Genomic DNA, 17,017 nt, shown 5'->3' on the forward strand with positions numbered 1-17,017 from the left:
ATTGAGCGGGTTGCGGTATCCGGCTTGTTGTGGATGAGCGCCGCAGTGTGCACATTGTCAGTGCCTGGTGGCGTTGTGATGGTGCAGGCAGGAAAATGATGAAAATGCGAGCAAGATCTCGGCCATCCCAGGTCGCTTCGTTAGCTGATAAATATCAAAAAATAGCGATAATTTTTTTTTATCCCACCAGAAAAGATCATCAGGACGTTTTTGCCAGGCTACAGTCCGTACGGGCTGGAGGCAGTTATCCACTATTCCTGTGGATAACCTTGTGTATTAGAGTTAGAAAACACAAGGTAAGCGAGAGAAGACGCGGCCTGCGACTAAATTGATGCGAAAGACGGCTTGAGATAATAGTCATTAAATTACAGTGTGTTAGATAAATGCAATGGCTGTCGCAGAAGTGTCATGTGTTGCCACAAAACTTTCATCGGGTAGCTTGACAAATGTTAAAAAAGTCATTGGTTTGGGGATAACACATTTTTGCTGGTGTTTTATCTCGCCTGCGGACAAATTTTAGCCTGTAGTCACGGCCATTTTGCTGGCGTAACAGAAATATTCTGGCGCGCTACTGTTTTTTCATCCAGTATATTTTACTGGCAAAATATACTGCTGCGAGTAAAATTACACACCTGCCCGCCCATTGCTTCAGGTAGCTGCTCATGAGTAAACCGTTCAAACTAAATTCCGCTTTTAAACCCTCTGGCGATCAGCCTGAGGCGATACGTCGCCTGGAAGAAGGTCTGGAGGATGGTCTGGCGCATCAGACGCTGCTGGGGGTGACGGGGTCGGGGAAAACATTCACCATCGCGAACGTGATTGCGGACCTACAGCGCCCTACCATGGTGCTGGCCCCCAATAAGACGCTTGCCGCGCAGTTGTACGGTGAGATGAAAGAGTTCTTCCCGGATAACGCGGTGGAGTATTTCGTCTCCTACTACGACTATTATCAGCCGGAAGCCTACGTGCCAAGTTCTGACACCTTCATCGAGAAGGATGCTTCGGTTAACGAACACATTGAGCAGATGCGTCTGTCAGCAACCAAAGCGTTGCTTGAGCGACGGGATGTCGTCGTCGTGGCGTCGGTTTCCGCGATTTATGGTCTGGGTGACCCGGATCTATACCTGAAAATGATGCTGCACCTGACGGTGGGGATGATTATCGACCAGCGCGCGATCCTGCGTCGTCTGGCGGAGCTGCAATATACTCGTAACGATCAGGCATTCCAGCGCGGGACCTTCCGCGTGCGCGGTGAAGTGATCGACATATTCCCGGCGGAATCTGACGACATCGCGTTGCGCGTGGAACTGTTTGATGAAGAGGTCGAACGTTTGTCGTTGTTTGACCCGCTTACCGGGCAGGTCGAATCCACTATTTCGCGCTTTACCATCTATCCTAAAACGCACTACGTGACGCCGCGCGAACGTATTGTACAGGCGATGGAAGAAATTAAAGTTGAGCTGGCAGAGCGGCGAAAAGTCCTGTTGGCAAATAACAAACTGCTGGAAGAACAGCGCTTAAGTCAGCGTACCCAGTTCGATCTGGAAATGATGAACGAGCTGGGTTACTGCTCGGGGATTGAAAACTATTCCCGCTATCTGTCTGGGCGTGGTCCGGGCGAGCCGCCGCCGACGCTGTTTGATTACCTGCCTGCCGATGGCCTGCTGGTGGTGGATGAATCTCACGTGACTATCCCGCAAATTGGCGGCATGTATCGCGGTGACCGGGCGCGTAAAGAAACCCTGGTCGAATACGGATTCCGTCTGCCGTCGGCGCTGGATAACCGTCCGCTTAAATTTGAAGAGTTTGAAGCGCTGGCCCCGCAAACTATCTATGTTTCGGCGACGCCGGGCAACTATGAGCTGGAGAAATCTGGTGATGAAGTGGTCGATCAGGTCGTAAGACCGACCGGCCTGCTGGATCCGGTCATTGAGGTGCGCCCGGTGGCGACTCAGGTTGACGATCTGCTATCTGAGATCCGCACCCGTGCGGCGATTAACGAACGTGTGCTGGTCACCACGCTCACCAAACGGATGGCGGAGGATCTCACCGAGTATCTTGAAGAGCACGGTGAACGGGTGCGTTATCTGCACTCTGACATCGATACCGTGGAACGTATGGAAATCATTCGTGACCTGCGTCTGGGCGAGTTTGACGTGCTGGTGGGTATCAACCTGCTACGTGAAGGTCTGGACATGCCTGAGGTCTCCCTGGTGGCGATTCTGGACGCAGACAAAGAAGGGTTCCTGCGTTCTGAACGGTCGCTTATTCAGACCATCGGTCGTGCGGCGCGTAACATCAACGGTAAGGCGATTCTATACGGCGATAAAATTACCGCCTCTATGGCTAAAGCGATTGGTGAAACCGAACGTCGCCGTGAGAAGCAGCAGCTCTATAACGAAGAACACGGTATTACGCCGCAGGGGCTGAACAAGAAAGTGGTCGATATTCTGGCGCTGGGGCAGAATATTGCGAAGACCAAAGCGAAAGGCAAAGGGAAGTCACGCGCAGGCGCGAAGTCTGAGGTTGTCGAACTGGATATGACGCCAAAAGCGCTGCAGCAGAAGATTCACGAGCTGGAAGGGCAGATGATGCAACACGCGCAGAATCTCGAGTTTGAAGAGGCCGCGACAATCCGTGACCAGTTGCATCAGTTGCGCGAGTTGTTTATTGCGGCATCGTAAGGCTGTGTCGGATGCGGGGTAAACCCTTATCCGACCTACGGGGTAGATAGCGTACGTAGGCCGGATGCCGGAGCAAATCGTTTTGTAGGCCTGATAAGCGCAGCGCATCAGGCAAATCCGTTCAGCCCAGCGCCTGCACCGCTTTCTCCAGCGCACTATGCAATAGCTGGCGGTCATGACGGTAGGGAATATCGCTGGCTTCCAGCACTTCCTGGATCACAACGCGGTCGGTAACGGCGGAAGCATCCACTTTCGGCCCCACAACCACCGCATCAATCACTTTCTTCCCGACGTACTGTTCAATAATGGCCAGCTTATCGCTAAGCGTCAGGCTGGCTGCTGGCAGGCTTAATTCGCGTCCAAGATTGCCTATGTAGACCATCGGAGCCGGTGTGCGACGTAATGCCTGTGACATTTCATCGAGTAAAAGAATCGGCATCAGGCTGGTGTAAAAACTGCCGGGGCCTATCAAAATTAAATCCGCTTCAGCGATAGCCTCAACGGCCTCCCGTGTAGTCGGGACTTTTGGCGAAAGCATCAGTTCCTGAGGTGGGACGGTGAGCTGATCGATATTCACTTCGCCATAAACTTCGTGTCCCTGGTCATCAATGGCCATCAGATCCACCGGCAGCTCCGACATCGGAATTAAATGTGCGTCAACTTTCAGCAGGCTACGAATTAAATTGATAGCTTCCAGAGGCCGCACGCTGAGGTGATCGAGCGCCTTTAACATCAGATTTCCGAGGTTATGCCCGGAAAGTTCGCCATTACCGCCAAAACGATACTCAAACATAGCGGATGCAACGCTGGGTTGGGTAATTAACTGGTTCAGACAGTTACGCATGTCTCCCCAGGCAATCCCTCCTTCAGAGCGACGAATACGACCTGTCGACCCGCCGTTATCGGTGGTGGTGACGATACCCGTCAGGCGGGAACCTAATGGGGAAAGAGAGGAGAGAACGCGTCCTAATCCATGCCCTCCGCCGAGAGCGACAACGCGGTCCAAATCTGCCAGCGTGCGAGTGCGCATATATTTTCCTGATATCAATTGATCGGCGCTACAGTAACGTAAATAGCGTGTTTTCAGCAATTATCCAGTCGGCATCTGCCGTAATTTTTTTCTGCGATCTACTCCTTTCTGACGACACTCACCTGATGGCAAGATGATGTATATCAATGCAAAACTGTGATTTTTGCTTATTCTGTAGCGAAATTGCACGATCATGTCGCTATATACATATTTATACAGCGAAAGTGTACATGGCAAAAGCGCCATTTACACGCTAGTATCGGCATAACCACAAAGTACTCTTAAAAATTTGAGTTGCCGTAAGCCAACGCATCTGCAACTCGAAGTATGATGAGTATAAACACTCTAGCCTCTGCACCTGGGTCAAATGATACGGTGCTTTGGCCGTGACAAGACTTGAAAAAGTTTGTCACCAGGGCGCAGGAAGAAATGACTACGTCTCCCGTATTTGGAAAGGTGTACATGGGCTCTCAACTTACCGATGCTTTCGCACGTAAGTTTTACTACTTACGTTTGTCGATTACCGATGTGTGTAACTTTCGTTGCACCTACTGCCTGCCGGATGGCTATAAGCCCGGCGGGGTCACCAATAACGGCTTTTTAACCGTTGATGAAATTCGCCGTGTCACGCGTGCGTTCGCCAGTCTGGGAACCGAAAAAGTGCGTCTGACGGGGGGCGAACCTTCACTGCGTCGCGACTTCACTGACATTATCGCCGCCGTGCGCGAAAACGCCGCCATCCGCCAGATTGCGGTAACCACTAATGGTTATCGTCTGGCGCGCGATGCCGCCGCCTGGCGCGATGCCGGACTGACCGCGCTCAACGTCAGCGTCGACAGCCTCGACGCCCGTCAGTTTCACGCCATTACCGGACAGGACAAGTTTCAGCAGGTGATGGCAGGCATTGATGCCGCCTTTGATGCCGGTTTTGAAAAAGTGAAAGTCAACACCGTGCTGATGCGCGACGTAAACCATCATCAACTGGACACCTTCCTGGCGTGGATCCAACCTCGACCAATCCAACTGCGTTTTATTGAACTGATGGAAACGGGCGAGGGCAGCTCTCTCTTCCGTAAACACCATATTTCCGGACAGGTACTGCGCGATGAGCTGCTGCGTCGCGGCTGGATCCACCAGATCCGACAGCGTAGCGACGGCCCGGCTCAGGTTTTCTGTCATCCTGATTATGTTGGCGAAATTGGTCTGATCATGCCTTATGAGAAAGACTTCTGCGCCACCTGTAATCGTCTGCGCGTTTCCTCTGTCGGCAAGCTTCATCTGTGTTTATTTGGTGAAGGCGGCGTAAGCCTGCGTGATTTGCTGGAAGACGATGCTCAGCAACCGGCGCTGGAAGAACGTATTTCAGCCGCGCTGCTGGAGAAAAAGCAGACCCATTTCCTGCATCAGAACAATACCGGTATTACGCAAAACTTATCTTACATTGGCGGCTGATCGCTAAAAGGAGTTTTTCATGAGTCAGGTAAGCGCTGAATTTATCCCGACACGCATTGCTATTCTTACTGTTTCCAACCGTCGCGGCGAAGAAGATGACACCTCCGGCCATTATCTGCGTGACTCGGCGCAAGAAGCGGGTCATCAGATTGTCGATAAGGCGATTGTCAAAGAGAACCGCTACGCCATCCGCGCCCAGGTTTCTGCCTGGATTGCCAGTGACGATGTACAGGTGGTGCTCATTACCGGTGGCACTGGCTTAACCGAAGGGGACCAGGCGCCGGAAGCGCTGCAACCGCTGTTCGACAGAGAAGTCGAAGGGTTTGGCGAAGTATTCCGTATGCTGTCGTTTGAAGAGATTGGCACCGCGACGCTGCAATCCCGCGCGATTGCCGGGGTGGCCAATAAAACGCTGATTTTTGCCATGCCGGGTTCGACCAAAGCGTGTCGTACTGCCTGGGAAAATATCATTGCGCCGCAGCTTGATGCCCGTACGCGTCCGTGTAATTTCCACCCACATTTGAAGAAATAAGTATGTCGCAACTGACTCATATTAACGCCGCTGGCGAAGCGCATATGGTGGATGTCTCCGCCAAAGCGGAAACCGTACGCGAGGCGCGTGCAGAAGCATTTGTAACCATGCGTAGCGAAACGCTGGCGATGATCATCGACGGCAGTCACCATAAGGGTGATGTTTTCGCCACGGCGCGTATTGCCGGTATTCAGGCTGCCAAACGGACCTGGGATCTTATCCCACTGTGTCACCCACTGATGTTGAGCAAGGTCGAAGTCAATTTGCACGCCGAGCCGGAGCACAATCGCGTACGTATTGAAACGCTGTGTCGCCTGACCGGTAAAACCGGCGTTGAAATGGAAGCGTTAACGGCAGCCTCCGTGGCGGCGTTGACCATCTACGATATGTGCAAAGCGGTGCAAAAGGATATGGTGATTGGTCCGGTGCGTTTGCTGGCAAAAAGCGGCGGCAAATCGGGTGATTTTAAGGTGGATGCGCATGATTAAGGTTCTTTTCTTTGCTCAGGTACGGGAACTGGTGAACACCGATGCGTTAGAAGTTGCCGCAGAGTTTGCAACGGTAGAAGCGCTGCGCAAGCATCTGGCGGCGCAAAGCGATCGCTGGGCGCTGGCGCTGGAAGACGGCAAGCTGCTGGCGGCGGTGAATCAGACGCTGGTCAGTTTTGACCATCCTCTTAACGCGGGTGATGAAGTCGCTTTCTTCCCGCCGGTAACCGGAGGCTAAAATGGCTGAAACGCGAATTGTTGTTGGCCATGCGCCGTTCAGCGTTGGGGATGAGTATCCCTGGCTGGCAGAGCGCGATGAAGACGGCGCGGTAGTCACTTTCACCGGTAAAGTCCGCAATCACAATCTCGGTGACAGCGTTAAGGCGTTAACGCTGGAACACTATCCGGGAATGACCGAAAAAGCGCTGGCGGAGATTGTCGACGAAGCGCGTTCGCGCTGGCCGCTGGGTCGGGTGACGGTGATCCATCGCATTGGCGAACTGTGGCCGGGTGACGAGATCGTTTTTGTTGGCGTGACCAGCGCGCATCGCAGCAGCGCGTTTGATGCCGGGCAGTTCATTATGGATTACCTGAAAACCCGCGCGCCGTTCTGGAAGCGCGAGGCCACGCCGGAAGGTGAGCGCTGGGTTGATGCCCGCGACAGTGATAAGCTAGCAGCAAAACGCTGGTAGAGTACAATTGTTGTAGGCTCATACTGATTCAGGAGATTGTCATGGACCGATTCCCACGATCCGATTCTATTGTACAGGCCCGTTCCGGCCTGCAAACGTATATGGCGCAGGTGTACGGCTGGATGACCTGCGGACTATTGCTGACGGCGTTTATCGCCTGGTATGCGGCAAATACGCCCGCGGTGATGATGTTTGTCTTCTCCAGCAAAATCACCTTCTTTGGCCTGATCATCGCTCAACTGGCGCTGGTGTTTGTTCTGTCCGGCATGGTGCAAAGGCTGAGCGCGGGTATGGCGACCACGCTGTTTATGCTCTATTCGGCATTAACCGGGTTGACGCTATCAAGCATCTTTATTGTCTATACCTACTCGTCTATCGCCAGCACCTTCGTGGTCACTGGCGGGATGTTCGGGATCATGAGTTTGTATGGCTACACCACCAAGCGCGATCTGAGCGGCTTCGGCAATATGCTGTTTATGGCGCTGATCGGTATTGTGCTGGCTTCGCTGGTTAACTTCTGGCTGAAGAGCGAAGCGCTGATGTGGGCGGTGACCTATATCGGGGTGATAGTGTTTGTCGGTCTGACCGCCTATGACACGCAGAAGCTGAAAAATATCGGTGAGCAGATCGACCTGCGAGACAGCTCCAATCTGCGTAAATACGCGATTCTTGGGGCCTTAACGCTGTATCTGGACTTCATCAACCTGTTCCTGATGCTGCTGCGTATTTTCGGCAATCGTCGTTAATTGTCTGTTGCCGGATGGCGCTGCGCTTATCCGGCCTACAGTTGTGTATCGAAAGTAGGCCGGATAAGGCGTTAAGCCGCATCCGGCACTATAAGCACCATCATTTCGCCATCGCCTTCTCGTTTTTTACCCGCAGCTTTTTCGCCCGACTCTCCAACAGCAAATAACACAACAGCGCCAGCAGTAGCGGAATAAAATAGTACAGCACGCGATACGCGAGCAGGGCAGCAATGATCGTGCCCTGAGACGTATTCTCTCCCGCCAGCAGCGCCATAAAAACCGCCTCCAGCACGCCGATCCCTGCCGGAATATGCACAATAACCCCGGCAATACTGCTTACCAGCAGCACGCCAAGCACGAAGAAATAGTTAATATTCTGACCCAGCAACAACCAGATAATCGCCCCCATAACCATCCAGTTAGTCCCGGATATCGCCATCTGCGCGAGGGCAAATTTCCAGGAGGGGAGCACCAGCTTTTGGCCCTTGATGGTGATGTGACGATGTTTAGCGAAGGTGCAAAACCACAGATAAACAACAATAATAAGCAGCAGCGCTATGCCTAAAATGCGCAATGTGCCTTCATCGATATACCAGTGAGCGGGCAGTTCGACGACGCCGAAGGTAAATATAAAACCGCCCAGCAGAATATAGCCCAGCCAGTTAGTGGTAATGCTCAGCGAAAAAATCCGCGTTATTGTGCCCCCCGGCAACCCGAGACGCGAGTAGAGCCGATATCGCATCCCAATACCACCCACCCAGGTGCTTAACGTCAGGTTGAACGCGTAACAGATAAACGACACCAACATGACCTGGCGTTTTGCCAGCTTGTGTCCGCAGTAGTAGCGCCCGAGCAGATCATAACAACCGTAAAGTAAATAACTGACGATCACCAACCCCACGGCGCTGAGCAGGGCGATCCGGTTGTAATCGCGAATTACCGTCCACACTTCCTGCCAGTTGACTTTGCTGGCATAAACGACCAGCAACACGATCACCGCAATAAAAAATAACCATGTGAGGATCTTTTTCGCTAACCGCCAGCGTCGGTGATTTTTTGCCATCAGGATTTCCCTCCTGCATCCTCAGTTTGTATACGGTCCTGAGTTTCCAGAGCGGGCTGCGCGGGCGGCTCTACCTCGGCCAGATGCGGGGTATGCGCCGGAAGCCAGCCGACCAGCGCCGGGAAGTGGCGTAAAAAGTGGAAGGCCAACACGCTTTTAGTCAGGTTCCACCAGGTGCGTTTTGGCAGCATGGATTCATCTACCCGCTTGCAGTCCTGCGCAATAATAGGGTTCAGGTTGTCGCGCAGGGTCTGGTTAAACGTGCGGTCATGAATAATCAGATTCGCTTCCAGATTCAGTGACAGGCTCAGCGGATCAAGATTGCTGGAGCCCACCGTCGCCCAGTGATCGTCCATCAGCGCCACTTTGCCATGCAGAGGTTTACGGCGGTATTCGTAGACATGGACACCACCTTTAACCAGATAGTTGTACAGCAGGCGGGCACCCACTTTCACAATCGGCATATCCGGTTCACCCTGCACAATGAGTTTTACCCGAACGCCGCGTCGTGCTGCTTTACGCAGGGCATGCAGCAGGCGATAACCGGGAAAGAAATAGGCATTGGCAATGATCACTTCCCGCCGGGCCTGGGTCAGCATTTTAAGATAGTGGCGTTCAATATCATCGCGATGCTCTTCGTTATCGCGCCAGACAAACAGCGCCTGCGCTTCGCCGGGTCGATGATTGTCAATTGCCCGGTGATGACGTCGCCACCAGCGTCGTACGGCGCTTTGCCCGGGCAGGTTTTCCAGTACAAAGTTCAGAATGTCAGCAACGACTGGACCTTCAACGCGCACGGCGTAATCCTGCTTGGCCTCCGGGCCGTAATCCGACATATGTTCAGCGGAGTAATTGATGCCGCCGACAAAGGCAACACGGTCATCAATGACCACTATTTTTCGATGCATACGGCGAAAGAGATTGGTGCGCATTCCAAAAAGACGCGGACGCGGATCGTAGTAGCGGAAAACAACACCGGCTACGGTCAGCTCTTCAACAAAACTATCGCTCAGATCCGGCGAGCCGTAGCCATCCAGCAGCACCTCTGCTTTGATTCCTCGTCGGGCGGCTTCGAGCAACGCGGCATGCAGCTGTTTTCCTACCGCATCTTCAAACCAGATAAAAGTCTCAAGGATAATTTTTTGCTGTGCCTGCTCAATGGCGTCAAAGACGGCGGGGTAGAATTGATCGCCGTTTTCCAGCAGTTGAATTTGATTGCCTTCACGCCAGCCATATTTCATAAATGAATCTCCGCACTCAGGGGGGCATGATCGGACAAATGTCGCCAGTGACGCAGCGCAAGCGTCGTTGGGGTACTGGCATTCGCGTTTTTCACATAGATCCTGTCCAGGCGCAGCAGGGGAAACTGCACTGGAAACGTTCGCGCCGGGCGACCGTGGGCGCGGGTAAAAATCTCGTCAAGGCCAGCTTTGGCTTTCAACGGGCGATTGGCCGTTTGTCGCCAGTCGTTAAAATCTCCAGCAATCACCACGGGCTCCGCGTTGGGCAGGGCGTTAACCCAGTCTGCCAGCATCGAGAGCTGAGCCTGGCGGTGAGCTTCACGTAGGCCGAGATGCACACACATCACATGAATGGGGAGGGAGAGCATTGGCGGTACTATGCGGCAGTAAAGGACTCCGCGCTTTTCACTCGCGCCGACTGACACATCACGATTTTCATAATGCTCAATGGGATACCGCGACAGCACTGCATTACCGTGATGTCCCTGCGGGTACACGGCGTTACGCCCGTAGGCGAAGTCGCTCCACATCGTGTCCGCCAGAAATTCGTAGTGGCTGGTATCCGGCCAGTTCTCAATGTGCAGCGAATGCGCTTCGTGCGCTCCCATGACTTCCTGCAGACACACAATGTCTGCGCCGACGGTTCTTACGGCTTCCCGTAGCTCAGGCAAAATAAAACGCCGGTTGAAGGCAGTGAACCCTTTGTGAGTATTAATGGTGAGCACATTGAATGAAAATTGAACTCTCGATCCGCTCATGGACCTCCCGGTGGCGTCACTTCCTAAATAAAATAGTGTAGTCGTCGTCACAAAAAGATGCGGTGTTACGGAATTTTCCGTAAAGTCCGGTACTCTGAACAATTAGTCGAAAATCCTTCAGGAGAATAGCCATGAGGTGGCAACAACGTGTTCGTGTCGCAACGGGTCTAAGTTGCTGGCAGATAGTGTTGCATTTACTGGTAGTGGCGTTGCTGGTAATGGGCTGGATGAGCGGCAGACTGGTGCATGTCGGCCTGGGATTGTGCGTCGTGTACGGCGTTACCGTTTTATTGATGCTTGCATTGCAACGTCACCACGAACAGCGCTGGCGCGACGTGGCTGATGTGCTGGAAGAGTTGACCACGACGTGGTATTTCGGTGCCGCCATGATCGTGCTGTGGCTGCTGTCACGCGTGCTGCAAAACAACGTCTTGCTGGCACTGGCGGGGCTGGTCATCCTTGCCGGACCCGCCGTGGTCTCGCTGCTGGCGAAAGACAAAAAGCTACATCACCTTGCGTCTAAACATCGCATACGCCGCTGATCCGGTCGTGGCCGCTATCACTAATAGCGGCCACAAGCTTCCCCAGACAATCTGCAGACTCGCATCTTTCAGGTAAATCTGTTTCGTGATGTCCGTAAAATGGCGGATCGGGTTTATCCACGTCAGATTCTGCAACCAGACCGGCATGTTTTCGACAGGTGAGACATAGCCCGAGAGTAAAATCGCCGGCATCATAAACACAAACACCCCGATAAACGCCTGCTGCTGGGTGGCGCACAGTGACGAAATCAGCAGACCAAAGCCGACCAGCGACAGCCCGTAAATCACCATTGTGAAATAGAACAGCCCCAATGAACCGGCAAACGGGATGTGATAAGCCCAGATGCCGATCGCCAGCACAATGGTGGCCTGAAAAGTAGCCACAATTAGCGCGGGCACAGCTTTACCGATAAAAATCTGCCAGGTGGTAAGCGGGGAAACCAGCAGTTGATCCAGCGTGCCTTGCTCGCGCTCGCGGGCAACCGAGAGTGAAGTAACGATCATTACGCCGATGGTGGTGATCATGGCGATCAGCGACGGAACCACAAACCATTTGTAATCCAGATTCGGGTTATACCAGTTACGCACCACCAGCTCGCTGTTGTTCGGTTTCGGCTTGCCGTCCATCAGCTCCTGCTGATACTCCTTAACGATTTGCTGCAGGTAATTCGCGGCAATTTGTGCGCTGTTGGAGTTACGTCCGTCGAGGATAATCTGCATGGGAGCCTGCTGGAAGGTATCCAGATTACGCGAAAAGTTAGCCGGGAAACGCACCAACAGCAGGGCTTTTTGCGTGTCGATGGTGGGCTGGATCTCCTGCGGACTTTTCAGCAGCAGAACATGCGTAAAGGCGCTGGCGCGGGCGAAGCGCTGGGTAAGCTCAACCGAATGTTTACCGTTGTCTTCGTTATAGATAGCGATAGTGGCGTTGGTGACTTCCAGCGTTGCCGCGAACGGGAACAGGATAACCTGAATCAGCACCGGTAAAATCAGAATGGCTCGCGTCTGCGGTTCGCGTAATAGCGATTGCAGCTCTTTGCGAATTAATGTCCATAAGCGATGAAACATGCCTGTCCTCTCAGTCCAGTTTGTAGGCCTGATAAGCTAAGCGCATCAGGCATAATGCCGGATGGCGACGTGAACGCCTTATCCGGCCTACGGCTACAATTTCCATACACGAATTTAATCCAGCCGACGTTTGGTTTTAAGCCACGTCAGGCCAATAAACATCACCGCCGAAGCGATTAAAAACAGCACGTTGATAATCAGCACCACCGGGATATTGCCCGCCAGGAACAAGCTTTGCAGGGTGCTGACGAAATAACGCGCCGGAATAATGTAGGTTACCGCCCGGATAATCGCGGGCATGCTGTCTATCTGGAAGATAAAACCCGACAGCATAATCGAGGGCAGGAAGGCGGCATTCAGCGCAACCTGCGCGGCGTTAAACTGGTTGCGAGTGATGGTGGAAATAAGCAACCCCATGCCGAGCGTACTGAGCAGAAACAGGCTGGTAATGAAAAACAGGATCAGCAACGAGCCGCGGTAGGGCACGCCAAGAATAAACACCGACACCAGCATACACAGCAGCATCGCCAGCATGCCCAGAAAGTAATACGGGATCAGTTTGCACAGTAGGAGTTCGACGCGGGTGACTTCTGTCGACAGCAGCGCTTCCATGGTGCCGCGCTCCCATTCGCGCGCCACCACTAATGAGGTGAGGATGGCGCCAATCACCGTCATGATGATGGTTACCGCTCCGGGAATAATAAAGTGCTGGCTGATGGCCGCCGGGTTAAACCAGTAGCGGGTTTGCACGTCGATCAAAGGTTTGAACGATTCCCCGCGATCTTCTGCCCGCTGTTGCTGCCAGATTTGCCAGATGCCTTCGACATAACCCTGCACAAAGTTGGCAGTATTCGGTTCGCTGCCGTCGGTGATCACCTGGATCGGGGCGACATCGTTGGGGCGCGCCATCTGCTGGGCAAAATCCACTGGGATCACCACCAGACCGCGAATGCGCCCGGCCTGCATTTTCTCAATCAGTTCCTGACGATTATCGCTGATGGTGGCGTCAATATACGGCGAACCGGTCATGGTATGGGTAAAATCCAGCGCCTCTTCACTCTGCTGTTCGAGCAAAATCCCTACCCGCAGCTTGCTGGAGTCGAGGTTGATCCCGTAGCCGAAGATAAACAGCAGCAGCAGCGGGATCACCACAGCAATCAGCCAACTGCTGGGATCGCGGACGATCTGGCGCGTCTCTTTCACGCACAGCGCGCGGACGCGACGCCAGGAGAGAGCGGAGTTACTCATGCGTATGCTCCTTATCCCAGTCATTGATTAGCGTGATGAACGCCTGTTCCATGGTCGGGTCCGGCGTGTTGCTGTCGGCAGCCTGAGCCTTCAGGTCGTCTGGCGTACCGCTGGCTATCAGTTTGCCGCGATACACCAGCCCGATGCGATCGCAGTATTCTGCCTCATCCATAAAGTGGGTGGTCACCATCACCGTGACGCCTTTTTCTACCATGCTATTGATATGCAACCAGAACTCACGACGGGTGAGGGGATCGACCCCGGAAGTGGGTTCATCAAGGAACAGAATGTCGGGTTCATGCATCAGCGAGCAGGCCAGCGCTAGACGCTGCTTAAAGCCCAGCGGCAGTTCGTCGGTGGCGTGGGAAGCGATACTTTTCAGGCCAAATGCCTCGCTCATACGATCGATTTTCTCTTTCTGCGCCCGACCGCGCAGGCCGTAGACGCCGGAGAAAAAGCGCAGATTCTGTTCAACCGTCAGGTTACCGTACAGGGAGAATTTCTGCGCCATATAGCCCAGATGCTGACGCGCTTTGCCGGAGCTGACTTTCAGGTCCATATCCAGCACCAGCGCTTTGCCGGAGGTGGGGACCAGCAGACCGCACATCATTTTAAAGGTGGTGGATTTGCCAGCGCCGTTGGGTCCTAACAGACCAAAAATCTCGCCGCGCTGCACGGCAAAGTCTACGTGGTCGGTAGCGGCAAAATCGCCAAATTTCTTGGTCAGCGCTTTGGCTTCGATCACCGTTTCGCCAGGCGTGCCTTCCACGGTATGCAGGATAGCGCCCAGCGGGGATTCCGATGTTCCGGCTCCGCCGAGTAAATCGATAAAGGCATCTTCGAAGCGGGGTGCGGTTTCGTTGATGGTTATCTCCGGCATGCCGTCAGCGTTTTGGATCTGCTGAGCAGTAGCCTCTTTTTTCAGGATTAAACGGACGGATTTGCCCTGAATCATTCCGTCGCTGACCAGCGGCAGTTTTAACGCGCGTTGCAGCAGTCGGCGGTTGTTTTCCTGTGGACTGCTCATCAGGAAGCTGCGACCTGCCATGGTTTGCGTAAGCTGGGTGGGATCGCCCTGGTATAACAGTTCACCTTCGTTCATCAGCAGCACATCACGGCATTGCTCTGCTTCATCCAGATACGACGTACTCCAGAGGATCAGCATGCCGTCCCCGGCCAGCTCGTGGACCATTTGCCACAGTTCGCGACGGGAAATGGGGTCGACACCTACGCCTGGCTCATCCAGCAGCAACACTTTAGGTTCGCCAACCAGCGTACAGGCAAGCCCGAGCTTCTGCTTCATGCCGCCAGAAAGCTTGCCAGCCAGTCGTCCGGTAAATGGTCCCAGCGAGGTGAATTCCAGGAGTCGGGCAAAGGTTTTTTCTCGCGCTTCACCGGTGACGCTGCGTAAGTCGGCATAGAGATTGAGGTTCTCCATGACGGTTAAATCTTCGTACAGACCAAATTTCTGCGGCATATAGCCCAGCACCGCATGTAGTGCGCTGTCGTCTTTGATGGGGTCAAAACCAATCACTTCAGCACTTCCGGCATCAGGTTTTAATAATCCCGCCAGCATTCGCATCAACGTAGTTTTGCCCGCGCCGTCCGGCCCGACAAGCCCGGTCACGTAGCCTGCATGAACGGTACAGTCGAGCGGGGCGACGGCCGGTTTTTCCATTCCGGTAAAGTTTTTCGTCAGCCCTTTAAGCGTAATGACGGCGTCATTCATGCCGTGCCTCATTGCCAAACTTTATCGTTACCGGCATTCCCTGGCGCAGCGCATCGTCCGCGTCGGTGACGACAATTCGCAGGCGATAAACCAGGTCGGTACGCAGGTCAGGAGTCTCGACCGTTTTCGGGGTAAATTCGGCGGTAGGAGAAACGAAGCCGATTTTGCCGTGATACGGTTTGTCCGGGCGGCCATCGGTATAGAGCAGGATCTCACGTCCTGGCTGCGCCTGGCTCAGATTTCGTTCGTCAACGTAAGCACGAACCCAAACCGGACGCGTGAGCGACAGCGTCAGTACCGTGCCCCCTTCGTTCAGCATGCTGCCGGGTTCAACTGCACGGGTGAGAAGCGTGCCGTCAGACGGCGAGGTCAGCGTGGTGTCATGCAAATTCAGCTCTGCCTGTGCCAGCTCGGCCTGAGCTTGTTCGAGCGTGGCTTTTGCCTGCTCGATGTCCTGCACACGATTACCGCTGCGATATTGCGTGAGTTTATCCTGTGCGGATTTCAGCGAAGCTAACGCCTGATCGCGAGATGAACGGGCGTTTTCCAGATCGTTGGCTGAAATGGTGCGGCTTTTCCACAATCCGACCTGCCGATTGTAAAAGTTCTGCGCGTAATCATAGGCGGCCTGCGCCTGTTTGACTGCCGCCGCGGTTTGCGCGATCTCTTCTTCGCGATACCCTGCCAGCATCAGATCGTATTGTGCCTGTGCGGCGGCAACGTTGGCTTTTGCCTGCATCAATGCGTTTTCATACGGTGCGCGGTCCAGTTCACCCAGCACCTGACCGGCGGTAATCGCATCGCCTTCGTCAACCGCCAGCGAGGCCAGCCTGCCGCCGACACGAAAACTCAGGTTGACGCTACGGATATCGACATTGCCGTATAGCGTCAGGCCGTTATCTTGCCGACTCTGATACCACCACGTTCCACCGGCAATCACGGCAACGAGGGCCGCGATAACCAGCCCGAGAACGACAGGTTTTTTCATGACTCCAGACTCCTTTGCGTTAAACCTTGCAGAATAAGATCGATGTGACAGGTGATCGTTTGGTCAATCAGCGCGGTTTTATCCTCATCAAATTGTGACCAGCCTGTACGCAACAGAATGGTTTCTTTCCCCAGACGAAAAGCCAGCACCTCGCCGAGTATGGCGTGGGTGTGCAGAATCATTTGGGTATCATTGGCGTCGCCGCCCGTATAGGCGGCAATCAGGCGCGTCAGATGTGTATGTAGCGGATTGATAACCTGGTCGTGCACCAGTTGATAAGCCGCGGTGGGGGAAAGCTGTTCGCGCGAGATAAATTTGCTCAGGTTAACGGTGTCGTCCTGAGTTAACAGCATGATCATATTTTTGCAGGCGCGCAGGATCAGTTCGCGCATCGCGCCACGGTCCGGCTCAGGCTGGGCGAATAAACGCTCGGCCTCTTCAGCGTGCGGGCGAAACTGTGCACCGATAAAATCCGCAATCCACTGGGCGCAGGCGAGATATAAATCCTCTTTTGAGCCAAAATAGTAGGTGATAGCCGCAATGTTTTGCCCGGCCTGTGCAGCGATATCGCGCGTCGTGGCGTGCAGACCATACTCACCGAATTGCGCCAATGCGGCGGCAATGAGCTGGTTCTTCGCCTGTTCACCTTTGGTTGTCATGGTGGGTGTATTCATGGCACGACTCTGATCTTAATCAATCGATTGATTAAGATTATGACTGATGTGCAGCCTTGTCCAGTCCGGAGCGTTATTTTCC

17 protein-coding genes and 1 riboswitch are annotated in these 17,017 nt (G+C 53.8%); of the genes, 8 read left to right on the forward strand and 9 right to left on the reverse strand.

Going from position 1 to position 17,017, the window contains the following annotated elements:
- Window positions 1-662 precede the first annotated feature (662 nt).
- Complete coding sequence (gene uvrB, locus OGY68_RS08400) at window positions 663-2,684, forward strand: excinuclease ABC subunit UvrB (RefSeq protein WP_003831523.1); 2,022 nt, start codon at window positions 663-665, stop codon at window positions 2,682-2,684.
- A 121-nt stretch (window positions 2,685-2,805) separates the two neighbouring features.
- Here uvrB and yvcK read toward each other — a convergent pair whose 3' ends face one another.
- On the reverse strand, window positions 2,806-3,714 hold the full coding sequence (yvcK, locus tag OGY68_RS08405; RefSeq protein WP_003831525.1) for a uridine diphosphate-N-acetylglucosamine-binding protein YvcK: 909 nt from the start codon (window positions 3,712-3,714) through the stop codon (window positions 2,806-2,808).
- Window positions 3,715-4,043: 329 nt separating this feature from the next.
- Window positions 4,044-4,189: riboswitch (molybdenum cofactor riboswitch) on the forward strand.
- On the opposite strand from yvcK, the gene moaA reads away from it, so the two are divergent.
- From moaA to OGY68_RS08435, 6 genes are all read left to right on the forward strand, one after another.
- The gene (gene moaA, locus OGY68_RS08410) at window positions 4,177-5,166 is read left to right on the forward strand and encodes a GTP 3',8-cyclase MoaA (protein ID WP_149617946.1); all 990 of its coding nucleotides are present in this window, start codon (window positions 4,177-4,179) and stop codon (window positions 5,164-5,166) included. Its footprint overlaps the riboswitch before it by 13 nt.
- Before the next feature lie 19 nt (window positions 5,167-5,185).
- Entirely contained in the window at window positions 5,186-5,698 is a 513-nt protein-coding gene (gene moaB / locus OGY68_RS08415; protein ID WP_003035187.1) for a molybdenum cofactor biosynthesis protein B, read from the forward strand.
- A 2-nt stretch (window positions 5,699-5,700) separates the two neighbouring features.
- Entirely contained in the window at window positions 5,701-6,186 is a 486-nt protein-coding gene (gene moaC, locus OGY68_RS08420) for a cyclic pyranopterin monophosphate synthase MoaC (protein WP_003035188.1), read from the forward strand.
- Window positions 6,179-6,424, forward strand: a complete 246-nt coding sequence (moaD, locus tag OGY68_RS08425) for a molybdopterin synthase sulfur carrier subunit (RefSeq protein WP_003831530.1) — start codon at window positions 6,179-6,181, stop codon at window positions 6,422-6,424. Before moaC ends, moaD begins: the two co-directional genes overlap by 8 nt.
- A 1-nt stretch (window position 6,425) precedes the next feature.
- Window positions 6,426-6,878 carry a molybdopterin synthase catalytic subunit MoaE gene (gene moaE, locus OGY68_RS08430; RefSeq protein ID WP_008784190.1) on the forward strand — a complete coding sequence of 151 codons (453 nt, stop codon included), beginning with the start codon at window positions 6,426-6,428 and terminating at the stop codon, window positions 6,876-6,878.
- A 41-nt stretch (window positions 6,879-6,919) separates the two neighbouring features.
- Window positions 6,920-7,624 carry a Bax inhibitor-1/YccA family protein gene (locus OGY68_RS08435; protein WP_003831536.1) on the forward strand — a complete coding sequence of 235 codons (705 nt, stop codon included), beginning with the start codon at window positions 6,920-6,922 and terminating at the stop codon, window positions 7,622-7,624.
- A gap of 100 nt (window positions 7,625-7,724) precedes the next feature.
- On the opposite strand, the gene OGY68_RS08440 is transcribed toward OGY68_RS08435, so the two are convergent.
- Genes OGY68_RS08440 through OGY68_RS08450 form a run of 3 tightly spaced genes read right to left on the reverse strand, consistent with a single transcriptional unit; the run spans window position 7,725 to window position 10,686 of the window.
- Complete coding sequence (locus tag OGY68_RS08440; protein WP_057066506.1) at window positions 7,725-8,687, reverse strand: lysylphosphatidylglycerol synthase domain-containing protein; 963 nt, start codon at window positions 8,685-8,687, stop codon at window positions 7,725-7,727.
- Entirely contained in the window at window positions 8,687-9,928 is a 1,242-nt protein-coding gene (clsB, locus tag OGY68_RS08445) for a cardiolipin synthase ClsB (protein WP_008784192.1), read from the reverse strand. Before clsB ends, OGY68_RS08440 begins: the two co-directional genes overlap by 1 nt.
- Complete coding sequence (locus OGY68_RS08450; RefSeq protein WP_057066507.1) at window positions 9,925-10,686, reverse strand: endonuclease/exonuclease/phosphatase family protein; 762 nt, start codon at window positions 10,684-10,686, stop codon at window positions 9,925-9,927. The genes clsB and OGY68_RS08450 overlap by 4 nt, the downstream gene beginning before the upstream one ends.
- A 131-nt stretch (window positions 10,687-10,817) precedes the next feature.
- Between OGY68_RS08450 and OGY68_RS08455 the strand changes: the two genes are divergently transcribed.
- Window positions 10,818-11,228 (forward strand): YbhQ family protein, encoded by a 411-nt coding sequence (locus OGY68_RS08455; RefSeq protein WP_003831542.1) that lies wholly within the window; start codon window positions 10,818-10,820, stop codon window positions 11,226-11,228.
- Here the strand turns inward: OGY68_RS08455 and OGY68_RS08460 are convergent.
- The 5 genes from OGY68_RS08460 to cecR form a co-directional block, all read right to left on the reverse strand.
- A complete protein-coding gene (locus OGY68_RS08460) occupies window positions 11,190-12,296 on the reverse strand; it encodes an ABC transporter permease (RefSeq protein WP_008784194.1) in 1,107 nt (368 codons plus the stop codon). The genes OGY68_RS08455 and OGY68_RS08460 overlap by 39 nt on opposite strands.
- 114 nt (window positions 12,297-12,410) lie before the next feature.
- Window positions 12,411-13,544 carry an ABC transporter permease gene (locus OGY68_RS08465; RefSeq protein WP_003831545.1) on the reverse strand — a complete coding sequence of 378 codons (1,134 nt, stop codon included), beginning with the start codon at window positions 13,542-13,544 and terminating at the stop codon, window positions 12,411-12,413.
- Complete coding sequence (locus tag OGY68_RS08470) at window positions 13,537-15,273, reverse strand: ATP-binding cassette domain-containing protein (protein ID WP_057066509.1); 1,737 nt, start codon at window positions 15,271-15,273, stop codon at window positions 13,537-13,539. Before OGY68_RS08470 ends, OGY68_RS08465 begins: the two co-directional genes overlap by 8 nt.
- A complete protein-coding gene (hlyD, locus tag OGY68_RS08475) occupies window positions 15,266-16,261 on the reverse strand; it encodes a secretion protein HlyD (protein WP_057066510.1) in 996 nt (331 codons plus the stop codon). The genes OGY68_RS08470 and hlyD overlap by 8 nt, the downstream gene beginning before the upstream one ends.
- Window positions 16,258-16,935: a transcriptional regulator CecR gene (gene cecR, locus OGY68_RS08480; protein ID WP_003831550.1), complete on the reverse strand. Its 678-nt coding sequence runs from the start codon at window positions 16,933-16,935 to the stop codon at window positions 16,258-16,260. Before cecR ends, hlyD begins: the two co-directional genes overlap by 4 nt.
- Between the last annotated feature and the right edge of the window lie 82 nt (window positions 16,936-17,017).

This window comes from Citrobacter sp. Cpo065 (assembly GCF_030332805.1).
Classification (GTDB): Bacteria; Pseudomonadota; Gammaproteobacteria; order Enterobacterales; family Enterobacteriaceae; genus Citrobacter; species Citrobacter portucalensis.

Bases quoted from the DNA above. Each gene is read 5' to 3' on its own strand.
- uvrB (WP_003831523.1), top strand. From the start codon at position 663: ATGAGTAAACCGTTCAAACTAAATTCCGCTTTTAAACCCTCTGGCGAT.
- hlyD (WP_057066510.1), bottom strand. From the start codon at position 16,261: ATGAAAAAACCTGTCGTTCTCGGGCTGGTTATCGCGGCCCTCGTTGCC.
- OGY68_RS08435 (WP_003831536.1), top strand. From the start codon at position 6,920: ATGGACCGATTCCCACGATCCGATTCTATTGTACAGGCCCGTTCCGGC.
- cecR (WP_003831550.1), bottom strand. From the start codon at position 16,935: ATGAATACACCCACCATGACAACCAAAGGTGAACAGGCGAAGAACCAG.
- OGY68_RS08440 (WP_057066506.1), bottom strand. From the start codon at position 8,687: ATGGCAAAAAATCACCGACGCTGGCGGTTAGCGAAAAAGATCCTCACA.
- yvcK (WP_003831525.1), bottom strand. From the start codon at position 3,714: ATGCGCACTCGCACGCTGGCAGATTTGGACCGCGTTGTCGCTCTCGGC.
- moaD (WP_003831530.1), top strand. From the start codon at position 6,179: ATGATTAAGGTTCTTTTCTTTGCTCAGGTACGGGAACTGGTGAACACC.
- OGY68_RS08470 (WP_057066509.1), bottom strand. From the start codon at position 15,273: ATGAATGACGCCGTCATTACGCTTAAAGGGCTGACGAAAAACTTTACC.
- OGY68_RS08455 (WP_003831542.1), top strand. From the start codon at position 10,818: ATGAGGTGGCAACAACGTGTTCGTGTCGCAACGGGTCTAAGTTGCTGG.
- OGY68_RS08450 (WP_057066507.1), bottom strand. From the start codon at position 10,686: ATGAGCGGATCGAGAGTTCAATTTTCATTCAATGTGCTCACCATTAAT.
- OGY68_RS08465 (WP_003831545.1), bottom strand. From the start codon at position 13,544: ATGAGTAACTCCGCTCTCTCCTGGCGTCGCGTCCGCGCGCTGTGCGTG.
- moaB (WP_003035187.1), top strand. From the start codon at position 5,186: ATGAGTCAGGTAAGCGCTGAATTTATCCCGACACGCATTGCTATTCTT.
- clsB (WP_008784192.1), bottom strand. From the start codon at position 9,928: ATGAAATATGGCTGGCGTGAAGGCAATCAAATTCAACTGCTGGAAAAC.
- OGY68_RS08460 (WP_008784194.1), bottom strand. From the start codon at position 12,296: ATGTTTCATCGCTTATGGACATTAATTCGCAAAGAGCTGCAATCGCTA.
- moaA (WP_149617946.1), top strand. From the start codon at position 4,177: ATGGGCTCTCAACTTACCGATGCTTTCGCACGTAAGTTTTACTACTTA.
- moaC (WP_003035188.1), top strand. From the start codon at position 5,701: ATGTCGCAACTGACTCATATTAACGCCGCTGGCGAAGCGCATATGGTG.
- moaE (WP_008784190.1), top strand. From the start codon at position 6,426: ATGGCTGAAACGCGAATTGTTGTTGGCCATGCGCCGTTCAGCGTTGGG.